Source organism: Pararhizobium sp. O133, assembly GCF_051669845.1.
Classification (GTDB): Bacteria; Pseudomonadota; Alphaproteobacteria; order Rhizobiales; family Rhizobiaceae; genus Pararhizobium.
The window spans coordinates 4,228,666-4,241,718 of record NZ_CP196426.1 but is presented as its reverse complement, the minus strand read 5'-3'; the positions used below and the strand labels follow the sequence as shown (position 1 = coordinate 4,241,718).

Here is a 13,053-nt window from a genome sequence, read left to right as displayed (position 1 = left end):
CGCCCTCACGATTTTTCCGGCGCCGCATGCGGCCACACGGTATTTGAAAATTGAATTTCGACTGGATGCCGATCAGGAACAGGTAGTTTGGCGTCATGGTTTTTCCAGTGCCCGGAGCGGATAAATCCGACTGCTCCCGTGAGAGTGGCCGATAATGTGGCAGGCGGTAGTAAGGAGTTGCGTTTGTGTGCGCCGTCAATGCCGGCGTTCACAGATTGCGCTTGATCTGACGGGGCAGACCGGTAGGACAGGGATATGGTCCTGACCCCACGAAACCGGAGCATGATGCCGAACCCATGACGGCAGATGGAGACAAGCCCGTATTTGCGGATGACGAGGTGCAATCCGACGTCCCGACCAAGCGGATGATGTCCTGGGCGCGCAACTCGACGATCTATCGTCTCGGGCGCAAGATGATGACGGAGAAGGAACTCTTCGACGCGATCGCCCGCAAGGCGAAGGAGAAGTTCGAAGATATCACCCCGGTACAGGTGAAGGCGACCGCCGCCTCTGCCGTCACGTTCGCGCATGAGATCGGCGGTTTGGACGATGCCGCCTATGCCGGCATCAGGACGCGCAGTGCCGTGCGCGGCGGCAAGTCGAAACGCGTCATCTCGCAGAAATTGTCGGCCAAGGGGATTGATGCCGAAATCGCGGCCGTCGCGCTGGAGGAAAGCAACGACCTGTTCGCCGCCATCGTCTTTGCCAGAAAGCGCGGCTTCGGACCGTTCCGGCGCGGCGATCTCGACGAGAAGCGGAAGGTCAAGGAACTCTCGAGTTTTGCCCGGCAGGGATTTTCCTTCGAGACCGGCAAACGGGTCTTTGCCATGAACCGCGACGAGGCCGAGCAACTGGTCCTGTCAGGACCGGACTAGCAATCGCTCTTTTGGGAACATAGTCCGGATGTCGGTGTTTTGAAAAAGACACTGGAGATTCCACATGACCATACCCGCAGATCCAATCCCCGGCCCGGATACACCTGGCGGCATTCCCGCCATCCCACCGCTCGAACAACCGGTGCCGCCGATCGAGGAGCCGGAGCCCGACAGGCTTCCCGATGAAGTGCCGGTGCCCAATCCGGACGAAAACCCGGACCCGCCGCAGCATGTCGGTCCATTTGATGCGATGCGGGATTTAAGTTAGGCCGCTGACAAGTTCAGTGATGACCATACCAGGTGTAAGTGACGTCAGAGCCGGAGGCGTCCTGCTGGGCCTGACGGCGGATTTCGCGCTTGGCGGCCATCTGCATGGATGCTTCGAACATGCCGCCCAGCCGTTTCAGATCCGGGCCTACAAGGCTGTAGGCGGCATCGAACCTGTCCAGATAGGCCTGTTGTTCTTTGACGTTCATTTCGGGCTTCGCATGGCACGAGGTTTCATCCGGGCGAACCGGGATCAGCGACATGCGCGGACCGACATCCCGGTGAAACCGGGCAAGCATCAGGCCAGCCTTGGCCAGTTGCCGGCGGTAAGCTGGACGCGACTCGGTGGCGATGACGAGGCGGAAGGCATTGACGAGCGTGCTCTTGGAGACGGGCAGGGTGTTGACGTCGAGAATATCGTTCCAGATTTCCTCGCGGCGGATGAAAGCAAGAAATTCATCGACGAGGACTTCTGCCTGGTCGAGAACCTCTGCATCTGAAAGCGAGGCGTTGCTGGATGTATCGAATGGATGGGCTTGCGCCATGCGGTCTGTCTCCGATGAACTCCTTCAACGCGTGTGATTCCAGAAAGTTCGATGTGGGCGACGCGGCGTTTGGCGGATGTACCGGCTGGAGGCCGCGACTTCAGTCACGGACCTTTGACAGGGCCGCAACTGCTTCAGAACGCCAACACCTCGATCGGTTCGCCCAGGCCCCGCAAGGGATGCAGGCCAAGATGCTCCATGCCGGCCTGGCAGCCTGCCATTTCGACGAACGCGCGCGATAGAAGAACCGGACGCTTCAATTCCTTGGTCAGACTTTCAAGCCGCGAGGCGATGTTGACGGCCGGGCCGATGACCGTAAAGTCGAGGCGACTGCGCGAGCCGATATTGCCGTACATGACGTCACCGACATGGACGCCGATTCCATAGCCGAGTGGCTTGTGGCCCTTCTTGACATTGGCGTCGTTCAGCGCAGCCATCGCGACCTGCGCCTCGCGGATCGCATGGAGCAGATCGGCGCAGGCGGAGGGGTTGCTGAGCGGGAAGATCGCCAGCAGACCGTCGCCCATGAATTTCAGGATTTCGCCGCCGTGTTTCTCGACCGGCTCGGACATGGCATCGAAATAACCGTTCAGCAGTTCGATGACATCATCGCGCGGCCAGAGATCGGAAATTCCGGTGAAGTCGCGCAGGTCGCAGATCATGATGGCGGCGCCGACAGTGACACCGCTGCCGCGGGTCGTCGCGCCGGCCAGGATCTGTTCGCTGGCGTGAGGGCCGACATAGGTCTCCAAGAGGGTACGCGCCAGCCGGTTTTTCAGGCGGATTTCGCTGACAAGCGCGAAGGCCGGCAGGAGGTCGGCGAGAAACCGCAAGTCGTCGTCGCTGAAGCCACCGGGACGGTCGCTGGCAAAGGTGATGATGTGCTTCTTGCCCAGCGTGTGCTTGAGCGGCCAGGCGATATAGTCGGTATGCCCTTCCAGCCGCAGTTCGTCATAGAGCGGATAGGCGGGCGAGGGTCCGAAAACCGGCTCCAGATGCTGGCGAACGACAGCCGCGCCGCCGTGGATATCGCTCACCGGGCTGTGGCGGAATTGGGCGGTATCCTCGACGCCGTAACCGAACGTGCTGATTTCCGCCTCGCGCAGGCCTTTTCGCCAGAGGATTTTTGCACCCAACCACTGCGGATGCAGTGTGCGGAAATGCAGCGTCCCGCGCGAGACCGGAATGCCGGCCTCCAGCAGCTTCCCGCACATTTCCACGAAGATGTTGTCGATGAAGCGCTCGTCGTTGGTCTCCGTCATCAGCCAGTCGACGAGGCTGCTGCTGTCGACCGACAGCATGCCGGGATCACGCAGGAGGCTGGAAGTCGTGCCGGGGGGGAATTGCATGGCTACACCGCGTTCTCTTCATCTGTCTCAGAGCCGTGAATCTAGTGACGGTGAGACGCGATTACCAGAGCGTCATGAGCGGAAGTGAAGGACCAAGCAGACTTTCGCACGTTGCGGCTGAACTTCTTGAGTTCAGACAGAATCATGGCGTCGATCGCGAGCAATCGACGCCATGAGATTTCGATCAGGCGGCGGCGGAAACGCTACTTGCCGTCGGGACTTCGGCGATCGTCTTCAGGATCTGCGAAGCGATCTGGTAGGGGCAGCCTTGGCTGTTCGGGCGACGATCTTCCAGGTATCCCTTGTAGTCGTTGCGGACGAACGAATGCGGAACGCGGATCGAGGCGCCACGGTCGGCAACGCCGTAGGAGAACTTGTTCCACGGAGCGGTTTCGTGCTTGCCGGTCAGGCGCTTGTCATTGTCCGGGCCGTAAACGCTGATATGGTCCATCAGGTTCTTGTCGAATTGGGCCATCAGGGCTTCGAAATATTCCTTGCCGCCGACTTCGCGCATGTATTTGGTCGAGAAGTTCGCGTGCATGCCCGAGCCGTTCCAGTCGGTGTCGCCGAGCGGCTTGCAGTGATATTCGATGTCGATGCCGTATTTTTCCGTCAGGCGCTGCAGCAGGTAGCGAGCCATCCAGATTTCGTCGGCGGCGCGCTTCGAGCCCTTGCCGAAAATCTGGAATTCCCACTGGCCCTTGGCCACTTCGGCATTGATGCCTTCGTGGTTGATGCCGGCAGCGAGGCAGAGGTCGAGATGTTCTTCAACGATCTTGCGGGCGATATCGCCGACGTTCGAATAGCCGACGCCGGTGTAGTACGGACCCTGCGGAGCCGGATAGCCATGCTCCGGGAAGCCAAGCGGACGGCCGTCCTTGTAGAAGAAGTATTCCTGCTCGAAGCCGAACCAGGTGCCTTCGTCGTCGAGAATGGTGGCGCGAGCATTGCTGGCGTGCGGCGTGACGCCATCCGGCATCATGACTTCGCACATGACGAGTACACCGTTGGTGCGGGCCGGATCAGGATAGATGGCAACCGGCTTCAGGACGCAATCGGACGAGCGGCCTTCGGCCTGCATCGTCGACGAACCGTCAAAGCCCCAGAGCGGAAGCTGTTCGAGCGTCGGGAACGTTTCGAATTCCTTGACCTGCGTCTTGCCGCGAAGATTCGGAACCGGGGTGTAACCGTCGAGCCAGATATACTCGAGCTTAAATTTCGTCATTTCTAACCTCTCATGGGTTGATGATGCGGGCCACTGAAAATCCGTACCGTGCCCCGCCGCCAACGGCTGCCATCCTCCATGCATGCGGCGTGCCAGTTTCGTGCCCCTAAAGGAAAAGAGCGGTCTTTTTAGTCGCTATGGGCATTTTTCGGTCTTCGGTTGCGGCGCAAAACGGTTATTCCGGTCGCAAATGCGAAGTCACTGGCAGATTTGAAGATTTTCGGATGAAACTCCTCCGTCATCATCCATTTCCGTTTCGTTTTCTGAGGGGGACAGCCCGCTTTGCGCAAATTTTGCGCAAAAACCGAGACAATTTGACTTGCGTGCACACGCACAAAATTTATCTCGAAAATCGCGTCTAGACGTTCATGCCTAAAAAATAGCCTATTTTTTAGGCTTTATGATTTTTTTTTAATCAATCCGAGCATTTCCCGCGCAAGTCTGCTACAGTCAGGAAATTGATCCGGTTGGGATCGGTAAAAGAGGACAATGGCATATGGCAATAACGTCAACTGGCGAGACCGCCAAGATTGTTCAATTTCCCGCCGGCGGACGGAAGCTGGGTGGCCGCCGCTTCGACAAGGCAGCAACGGTTGCCGAGTTCCAGCCGAAGCATGTCATGGTCGTCGACTATCACAGCTGGTACCATGACGAAGCCGTCCGTGAGGAGCAGAAGCCCAAATCCTGATCTCGACTGATCAGGATCGGCCATCGTTGTCACCTTGGTTGCTAATCGTTTTTCGCACGCGCGTTGACCTCTGTCCGCGCATTTCCTGAAGTCCATATCGCAAGACATCCGCATCGACAGATGTGCTATGCGTGCTCTTCGTGAGCGACGTCCCTTTCCAAACGATCTCTCATCCGTGTTCGTCGCCACCGACGGTTGGCGATTGCGACCGCTTCGGTCCCACTCAAGCCACCGGGTTCATCATGGTTAATCAGCTTTAACGATGCGCCCGTACTGCGTGACGCATTCTTAATCAATCAGGCGCAAATTAGAGCAGAATCGTCCACGCGTGGATCAAAATCACCGTTGATCCGTTGTAAGATAGGAGATTTGGCGCAATCGGCAACGTGTTGCCGGAGCGGGCTAAGTTCACCGCAAGGCAGGTGGCGGAGCCGGATGGCTAAAGGCTGTTCCTGTCGGGTTGAGGAAGTTCGACATGACTGACCATATCATGAAGACACTCTTGAATATCATGGCCGCGCTGTCGCTCGGCTCCGCCATGATCCTGTTCATCGTCCTGTAACGGGTAAGGAGGAAGGCCGCGGAGGCCTACTGCATATTTTAAATGATACAGCGACCTTTGCGCGTCATATCTGACGCGCGGCGCTGTAAACGCCGGACTTACGGATAGAGATAGTGTGCGTCCCATTCCTCGCGCGGGATCAGGTCGCCGATCTTGTACTTGAATGACAGCACCTCGATATGGTCCGGGCCCGCGCTGCATTTGTATTTCAGCTTGTACCACTCCCCCTTGCTGCGAAAAACCGCGCCGGGCGCCCTGATCTGGTCGTTCTCGACGATCGGATCTCCGAATGTGTAGGCAATCACCTTGTCCGGCTTGAAGCTTGTCTTGTCGGCGTTGATTTTCCACATCGCTTCGGTGTCGCATCGCTGTTCGAGGCGGGTTTGCGGATCGAGTTTTTCGAATTGCCGCACCAGCGACTGATCCATGGCAATTGCCGGCCCCGCAGTCGCGGTCGTCAGCAGAGCCAAGCACACAAGCCTATTCATTGCGTCGTAACTCCTTCGTCATGACAGGAAAGAAAAAGGCGAGGAACGCCTGAGGCCGAAGTGGCGCCATCATTTGATGTTAACTTCAAGGCAACCTTTGTGTCCATTAAAAGGCGGGCCGGCCATGGTCGTGTCGCTAAATCTCGGAAACGTCGATCCATTCCGCCGAGGCGAGGGTAGCCATCCGCTCGGGATTGATCCTTACCGCCGCATGCGGCGCGCCGGCGGCGGGAACGACTTCGTCGAAAGCCCTGAGCGAAATGTCGCAAAAGATCTTGTGCGGTTTGGTAAGCCCGAATGGGCAGACGCCGCCGACGGGATGACCCGTCTCCGCCTCGACTTCATCGAAGCCGAGCATGCGTGCCTTGGTGGCAAATCGTGCCTTGTATTTCTTGTTGTCGAGACGGGCATCGCCGCGGGTGACGATCAGGATGACATCGTCGGCGACCCGCAGCGCCAGCGTCTTGGCAATCTGCGCCGGCTCGACACCATGGCCTTCCGCCGCCAGCGCGACCGTTGCGGTGCTTTGCGTGAGTTCGATTACGTCGATATCGGGCGCGTGTTCGGCAAAGAAGGTCTTGACGGAAGAAAGGCTCATGAGGTCTCGCGGGATCGGGATGCGGTTGACCGGATTTGTTTCAGTCGTCGTTCGACGCGTCAAGGTTTTCCGGACGGATGCCTTCCTGATCGTGCGGCAGATAGCCGTGACTGGTGAACCAGTTGACCAGGATCGCGGCGATCGCCTGGTCGCGCGTGTGGATTTCCGGGTGGTCGGTGATGAAGGAATTGAGGGCTTGCTCGATCCGCGGATCGTAGAGGTCGGTCATGATATCTCCCATGAGAAGCAGGGGTAGCCCGCCTGTTGAGCGGGCTGGTCTGTGTGATCTGCGTCAGGCGCGTTTGACGATCCTGATCAGCACCAGAAGAATGACGGCGCCAAGCGTTGCATGGATGATCGCCCAGAGAATGCCGCCGCCGACACCGAAGCCGAGACGCGGAAAGAGCGCGCCGGCGATAAACGCGCCAATGATGCCGATGACGATATTGCCGAGCAGGCCGAAGCCGAAGCCGGAAACGATGACGCCGGCCAGCCAACCGGCAATGGCGCCAATGAGAATGAAGATGAGAATGCTCTCGATACCCATGGATGGTTCCTTTCCGTTGTATCTGCGGAAGAAACTAGGGCAGGAGCCTGCACGCGATAAGGGGAAATTTGAAAATATTGGGGATTGGGGAGGCGGATGCTCTGAGCTTCCGGAAATGCCCCTCACCCTAACCCTCTCCTCGCTTGCCGTGAGAGGGGACGACGAAATTTGCCGCTGGTCCCTTCTCCCCGTCAAGCGGAGAGAAGGTGCCCGCCATCCTTTCGAAACAAGAAGGGGCGGATGAGGGGCACTTTTTGTTTGGAAAGTAAGCTCAGACGATACCGCCACCGCCACTCTTCGATGCCGGGCGTTCGCCAGCCACCTTGGCGCGGTATCCGCTCGCCCTGTAAGCTGCGACCGGTGCGATCGCGCCGCCGGCTTCATAGCGCGACATGGCAAGGATCGGTTCGACATGGGTGCGAAAGGCGGCTTTCAGCGTCTCCGTCGCCATCAGCGCGTCATTGCCATCCTGATACTCTTCGAGCGCCTTGCGATCGACCAGCAGGGCCTGTGCATAGGCGCGGCTGACTTCGGTTGCCGAGTTCATCAGGCTCTCGATCGGGTCGGTGACGTTGTGGCTCTGGTCGAGCATGTGCATCGGCGCAAAACCGTCTGCCTTGCGCGTCTCCGCATCCACGAGTTCGTTGAAGACGAGGAACAGCCGGTAGGGATCGATCGAACCCGTATCCAGGTCGTCGTCACCATATTTCGAATCGTTGAAATGGAAACCGCCGAGCTTCTTGAATTGGATGAGACGCGCAACGATCATCTCGATATTGACGTTCGGCGCATGGTGGCCGAGATCGACGAGGCAGTAGGCCTTGGGGCCGAGTTCCTGGGCGATCAGGTAGTTGGTGCCCCAGTCCTGCACCACGGTCGAATAGAAGGCCGGCTCGAACATCTTGTGTTCGGTAAAGACCTTCCAGTCCGACGGCAGGGCCGCATACACTTTCTTCATGGCGTCGAGATAGCGCTCGAAGCTCTTTGTGAAATTGGTCTGGCCCGGGAAGTTGGAGCCGTCGCCGATCCAGACTGTCAGTGCCTTCGAATCCAGCGCCTTGCCGATCTCGATGCATTCGAGATTGTGATCGACGGCCTGCTGGCGCGTGGCCGCATCCGCATGGGAGAGCGAGCCGAACTTGTAGGAATGCGCCTGATCCGGGGCGTCCGAGAAGGTGTTGGAGTTCATTGCGTCGAAGCCGAGGCCCAGCGCGTTGCCCTTTTCCTTCAAGCCCTTCAGGTCTTCGACCTTGTCCCACGGAATATGCAGCGAGACGGTCGGCGTGGCGCGCGTCAATTGCTGGATCACCGAGCAATCCTCGATCTTGTCGAAGATGTTGCGGGGCTCGCCGGCGCCGGGGAAGCGGGCAAAGCGTGTGCCGCCGGTACCGACACCCCAGGAGGGGACGGCGACACCGTAAGCCGATACTTTCGCCTTGACGGCGTCGATATCGACGCCCCGGCGCGCAAGCTGCGTGCCGAGATGGTCATAGTCCGCCTTCAGGTCGGCGAAGCGCTTGGCATTGTCGGCGTCGATGACGTCGCGTGTGATCATCAGTGTCATATCGCTCTCCGGATCAGCGCGTGAACGACTGGGCGTTGCCCGCGTCGACATTGATGATGTTGCCGGTCGACTTGGCCGACATGTCGGAGGCGAGGAAGTAGATCGCTTCGGCGATATCTTCCGGGAAGACCGAAAGTTTCAGCATGGAGCGGTCGCGGTACATCGCTTCCAGCCCTTCCATGTCCGTCTTATAGACGGCGGCGCGCTGCTCCTTCCATTCGCCCGACCAGATTTTCGAGCCGCGCAGCACGGCATCCGGGTTGACGACGTTGACGCGAATCTGGGCGCTCGCACCTTCCAGTGCCAAGCAACGGGCGAGATGGATTTCTGCGGCCTTGGCGGTGCAATAGGCCGAAGCGCCCGGCGAAGCGGCAAGGCCATTCTTCGAAGCGACGAAGACGACGTTGCCGCCGGCCTTCTGGTTGCGGAAGATGCGGAAGGCTTCGCGCGAAACAAGGAAATAGCCCGTCGCTAGAATGTCCATATTCTTGTTCCACAGCGCCAGCGACGTATCTTCGATTGCTGCGGAAGAGGCGAGGCCGGCATTGGATACGAGAATATCGAGGCCGCCGAATTCAAGCAGCGTGTCGGCAAAGCTCTTCTCAACGGCAACTTCGTCGGTGACATTCATGGTAACTGCGCGAACGAAATCCTTGCCGTAGCGGCCGCCGAGTTCGCTCAAAGCCGAAGCCAGAGCCGCTTCGTCGATATCGGCGAGAACGACACAGGCACCTTCCTGCATCAGGCGATTGGCCGTCGCCTTGCCGATGCCGCCGGCGCCGCCGGTGACCAGCGCGATCTTGCCGGCCAGCATTTTCGGCTTCGGCATGCGCTGCAACTTGGCTTCTTCCAGGAGCCAGTATTCAATGTCGAAGGCTTCCTGTTCCGGCAAGCCGACATAGGTCGAGACGCCGGAAGCGCCGCGCATGACATTGATGGCATTGACGTAGAATTCGCCGGAAATGCGGGCTGTTGCCTTGTCCTTGGCAAAGGTGATCATGCCGACGCCGGGGATGAGGTAGACGACCGCATTCGGATCGCGCATGGCCGGGCTGTTGTCATGGCTGCAGCGCTCATAATAGGCGGCATAGCCGGCGCGGTATTCGGCGATCGCGGCTTCGAGGCCGGCCAGCGTCTTGTCGATGTCCGGATTGGCCGGATCGAAATCGATCACCAGCGGGCAAATCTTGGTGCGCAGGAAATGATCGGGGCAGGAGGTGCCGAGGGCGGCCAGCGGCGCGAGGTTCTTCGAGGTGACGAAATCGAGTACGGCCTGGCTGTCATCGAAATGGCCGAGCTTGCGCTCATCGGCGCTGATCATGCCGCGAATGACCGGCATCAGTTTTTGCGCGACAACGCGGCGTTCTTCCGGTGCCAGAACCGGCTTCACCGCACCACCAAAGGCCGGCGCCGTGTTCGTCTCTTCAAACCAGGCGATGGCCTTGTTGATGATCTCGATCGTCGTCTCGTAAGCTTCCTTGGCGGTGTCGCCCCAGGTGAACAGGCCGTGGCTTTCCAGGATCAGGCCGCGCGCATTCGGGTTCTCGGCGCAGAATTTCGACAGCCAGAGCCCGAGTTCGAAGCCGGGGCGCTTCCAGGGCAGCCAGCCGATATCGTCGCCGAAGATCTTCTGGGTCAGTTCGCGGCTGTTGCTGGAGGCGGCAATGGCGATGATCGCGTCCGGGTGCATGTGGTCGACATGCTTCTTCGGCACATAGGCATGCAGCGGCGTATCGATCGACGCGGCGCGCGGGTTGAGGTTGAAGGTGCAATGGGGCAGGTAGCCGACCATTTCGTCTTCATGCTCGAGGCCGCGATAGAGCCCCTTCAGGGCTTCCAGCTTCTCCATATAGAGTGTCGAGAAGCCATCCATCTTGATGGTGCCGACGTCGCCGCCGGAACCCTTGACCCACAGGACCTCGACAAGACCGCTGCCGAGCGGATCCTTTTCCATGACCTTGGCGGAGGTGTTGCCGCCGCCATAATTGGTGATGCGCTTGTCCGAGCCGAGCAGGTTGGAGCGGTAGAGAAGCCGTTCCGGCTCGCTCATTCCGGCCGCCTTGCCGTCATCCCAAAGATTGGCAAGGCGTGAGCCTTGTTGCTTGTCGAGCATCTCATTTCCTCCCGGTAATGCTGCGCATGCCCGTGGGTCGGGAGCGCATTGGTTGCCGTCAGATCACATAAAATCCGCGCCGCTGTCAATCACAAACAATCAAAAACAATCATATTGCACTGCACAATGAAAAAATATGACTGAATGTGATTGACAATGCGCGGTCGTGATGGAAGCATAGACAGTGTTGGAGGAGCGCAATGCACGAGAAAGAGCGACACAGGATCATTCTGTCAGCTGTCCAGGACAAGCCGGTCATTACCGTGCCTGAGCTGGTCGATCTGACGGACAGTTCCGAAGCGACGATCCGCAGGGATATCGCTGCGCTGCACGTGCAGAAGCGTCTTCGCCGGGTGCGTGGTGGCGCCGAAGCGATCAATCCGCCGCAGTTCGTCGGTCTGGCCGGGCGCCCTTTCAGCGTCAACGAGGGGCTGCATGCGCGCCAGAAACAAGCGATCGCCAAGGAGGCGGTGGCGCTCTGTCAGGACGGCGAGCCGATCATCATCAATGGCGGCACGACGACGTTCCAGATGGTGCACTTCCTCGCCAATCGGCGCATGCAGGTGTTCACCAATTCCTTCCCGATCGCCGAGCATCTGCTCAAGCACTCGAAGAACACGGTGATGCTGTCCGGTGGCACGATCTACCGTGAGCAGAACATTATCCTCAGCCCCTTCGACAATGACGTGACGCGCAATTTCTATGCGCGCCGCATGTTCATGGGCGCCCAGGGTCTCGGCCCGCTCGGCCTGATGGAAGGCGATCCGCTGCTCATCCAGGCGGAGCAGAAGCTGATCGACCAGGCCGACGAACTCGTCGTGCTGATCGACTCGTCGAAGTTTCACAAGCGCTCCAGCCTCATTCTCTGCGGGCTGAAGCGCATCACCACGGTGATCACGGATTCCGGCATCGAGGACCGACATGTCCAGATGCTCGAAGATGCCGGCGTCGGGTTGGTTATCGCCAATACGAAGCCGGACACGAAGGAAAACGCTTCCTCGACGGCATGAAGCCTGCGGGGAAGGGGGGAATTCAACGGTTGCTCGCGACGGCGTTTCGCCAAGCGGGGAGCCGATGAAATTGACGGAACTGAGCTGACAAGGCGGACCATCGTGGTGCGCGTGGCTCGATTGGGAGGAGAATGTAATGAAATTTCTGAAGACTTTGGCCCTGACGACCGCCTTGGCGGCAACCATGATGGCTGCACCGGCAATGGCGCAGGAAAAGATCGCGCTGGTGGTGAAATCGCTCGGCAACGGCTTCTTCGATGCGGCTGCCAAGGGCGCTGAAAACGCTGCCAAGGAAATCGGTGGCGTTGAAGTAATCTATACCGGCCCGACCTCAGCAACCGCCGAAGGCCAGATCGAAATCGTCAACTCGCTGATCGCCCAGAACGTCAGCGCCATTGCCATTTCATCGAACGACCCGGACGCGCTCGTTCCGGTTCTGAAGAAGGCGATGGATCGTGGCATCAAGGTTATCTCGTGGGATTCCGGCGTTGCACCGGAAGGTCGCCAGATTCACCTGAACCCCTCTGACACCAACCTGATCGGCGAAACCATCATCAAGCTCGCCGCCGATTATCTGCCGGAAGGCGGCGACGTCGCGATCCTTTCGGCATCCTCGACGGCCACCAACCAGAACGCCTGGATCGATGCCGCCAAGAAGATTCTTCCGGAGAAGTTCCCGAAGATTAATCTCGTCTCCGTCGTTTACGGCGATGACGACTCGGTCAAGAGCACCAACGAAGCCAAGGGCCTGATCTCGTCTTACCCGAACCTGAAGGCGATCATCGCTCCGACCACTGTCGGCGTCGTTGCCGCCGCACAGGTCGTCACCGATGACAAGCTGATCGGCAAGGTCAATGTCACCGGTCTCGCCCTGCCGTCCGAGTTCAAGCAGTTCATCGACAACGGCTCGTCGCAGGCTGTTGCTCTGTGGAACCCGATCGACCTCGGCTATTCCGCTGTCTACCTCAGCCACCAGCTGATCGGCGGCACCCAAGCCAAGCCGGGCGCGAAGTTCTCGATCGGCAAGGTCGGTGAAATCACCCTCGACGATACGAACTCGGCCGCCATGGCTGCCCCGTTCACGTTCGACAAGTCGAACATCGAGGAATTCTCGAAGATCTACTAATCCGCTCATAAATCCGGCCGGCGGCGTTCGCGTCGCCGGTCTGATCTGCGGGCGCGGTTTACGCACCGCCTGGCGCCCCGGCTTTTCGGGCGATCA

Annotated in this window: 14 protein-coding genes; 5 read left to right on the top strand and 9 right to left on the bottom strand. The window is 59.1% G+C overall.

Going from position 1 to position 13,053, the window contains the following annotated elements; translation table 11 throughout:
- Positions 1 to 296: 296 nt before the first annotated feature.
- Positions 297 to 875, top strand: a complete 579-nt coding sequence (gene recX, locus ACST81_RS20610) for a recombination regulator RecX (protein WP_438750235.1) — start codon at positions 297 to 299, stop codon at positions 873 to 875.
- Positions 876 to 939: 64 nt separating this feature from the next.
- A complete protein-coding gene (locus tag ACST81_RS20605) occupies positions 940 to 1,143 on the top strand; it encodes a hypothetical protein (protein ID WP_438750234.1) in 204 nt (67 codons plus the stop codon).
- Positions 1,144 to 1,156: 13 nt separating this feature from the next.
- Here ACST81_RS20605 and ACST81_RS20600 read toward each other — a convergent pair whose 3' ends face one another.
- The 3 genes from ACST81_RS20600 to ACST81_RS20590 form a co-directional block, all read right to left on the bottom strand.
- Complete coding sequence (locus ACST81_RS20600) at positions 1,157 to 1,687, bottom strand: hypothetical protein (RefSeq protein ID WP_438750233.1); 531 nt, start codon at positions 1,685 to 1,687, stop codon at positions 1,157 to 1,159.
- A 134-nt stretch (positions 1,688 to 1,821) separates the two neighbouring features.
- Complete coding sequence (locus ACST81_RS20595) at positions 1,822 to 2,988, bottom strand: adenylate/guanylate cyclase domain-containing protein (protein WP_438753729.1); 1,167 nt, start codon at positions 2,986 to 2,988, stop codon at positions 1,822 to 1,824.
- Positions 2,989 to 3,220: 232 nt separating this feature from the next.
- Positions 3,221 to 4,261: a glutamine synthetase beta-grasp domain-containing protein gene (locus tag ACST81_RS20590; protein ID WP_438750232.1), complete on the bottom strand. Its 1,041-nt coding sequence runs from the start codon at positions 4,259 to 4,261 to the stop codon at positions 3,221 to 3,223.
- 496 nt (positions 4,262 to 4,757) lie between these two features.
- On the opposite strand from ACST81_RS20590, the gene ACST81_RS20585 reads away from it, so the two are divergent.
- The gene (locus tag ACST81_RS20585; RefSeq protein WP_438750231.1) at positions 4,758 to 4,949 is read left to right on the top strand and encodes a DUF2735 domain-containing protein; all 192 of its coding nucleotides are present in this window, start codon (positions 4,758 to 4,760) and stop codon (positions 4,947 to 4,949) included.
- Positions 4,950 to 5,609: 660 nt separating this feature from the next.
- Here ACST81_RS20585 and ACST81_RS20580 read toward each other — a convergent pair.
- The 6 genes from ACST81_RS20580 to ACST81_RS20555 form a co-directional block, all read right to left on the bottom strand.
- Positions 5,610 to 5,999, bottom strand: coding sequence for a DUF930 domain-containing protein (locus tag ACST81_RS20580; protein WP_438750230.1), 390 nt, complete (start codon positions 5,997 to 5,999; stop codon positions 5,610 to 5,612).
- Positions 6,000 to 6,135: 136 nt separating this feature from the next.
- Positions 6,136 to 6,597 carry a YbaK/EbsC family protein gene (locus ACST81_RS20575; protein WP_438750229.1) on the bottom strand — a complete coding sequence of 154 codons (462 nt, stop codon included), beginning with the start codon at positions 6,595 to 6,597 and terminating at the stop codon, positions 6,136 to 6,138.
- 40 nt (positions 6,598 to 6,637) lie between these two features.
- Positions 6,638 to 6,826, bottom strand: coding sequence for a hypothetical protein (locus tag ACST81_RS20570; protein WP_438750228.1), 189 nt, complete (start codon positions 6,824 to 6,826; stop codon positions 6,638 to 6,640).
- A 63-nt stretch (positions 6,827 to 6,889) separates the two neighbouring features.
- Complete coding sequence (locus tag ACST81_RS20565; protein WP_438750225.1) at positions 6,890 to 7,144, bottom strand: GlsB/YeaQ/YmgE family stress response membrane protein; 255 nt, start codon at positions 7,142 to 7,144, stop codon at positions 6,890 to 6,892.
- 271 nt (positions 7,145 to 7,415) lie between these two features.
- On the bottom strand, positions 7,416 to 8,708 hold the full coding sequence (gene rhaI / locus ACST81_RS20560) for an L-rhamnose catabolism isomerase (RefSeq protein WP_438750224.1): 1,293 nt from the start codon (positions 8,706 to 8,708) through the stop codon (positions 7,416 to 7,418).
- A gap of 13 nt (positions 8,709 to 8,721) precedes the next feature.
- Complete coding sequence (locus tag ACST81_RS20555; RefSeq protein WP_438750223.1) at positions 8,722 to 10,821, bottom strand: bifunctional rhamnulose-1-phosphate aldolase/short-chain dehydrogenase; 2,100 nt, start codon at positions 10,819 to 10,821, stop codon at positions 8,722 to 8,724.
- A gap of 200 nt (positions 10,822 to 11,021) precedes the next feature.
- On the opposite strand from ACST81_RS20555, the gene ACST81_RS20550 reads away from it, so the two are divergent.
- Positions 11,022 to 11,831, top strand: a complete 810-nt coding sequence (locus ACST81_RS20550; protein ID WP_062583342.1) for a DeoR/GlpR family DNA-binding transcription regulator — start codon at positions 11,022 to 11,024, stop codon at positions 11,829 to 11,831.
- Positions 11,832 to 11,967: 136 nt separating this feature from the next.
- Entirely contained in the window at positions 11,968 to 12,957 is a 990-nt protein-coding gene (gene rhaS / locus ACST81_RS20545) for a rhamnose ABC transporter substrate-binding protein (RefSeq protein ID WP_438750222.1), read from the top strand.
- Positions 12,958 to 13,053 lie beyond the last annotated feature (96 nt).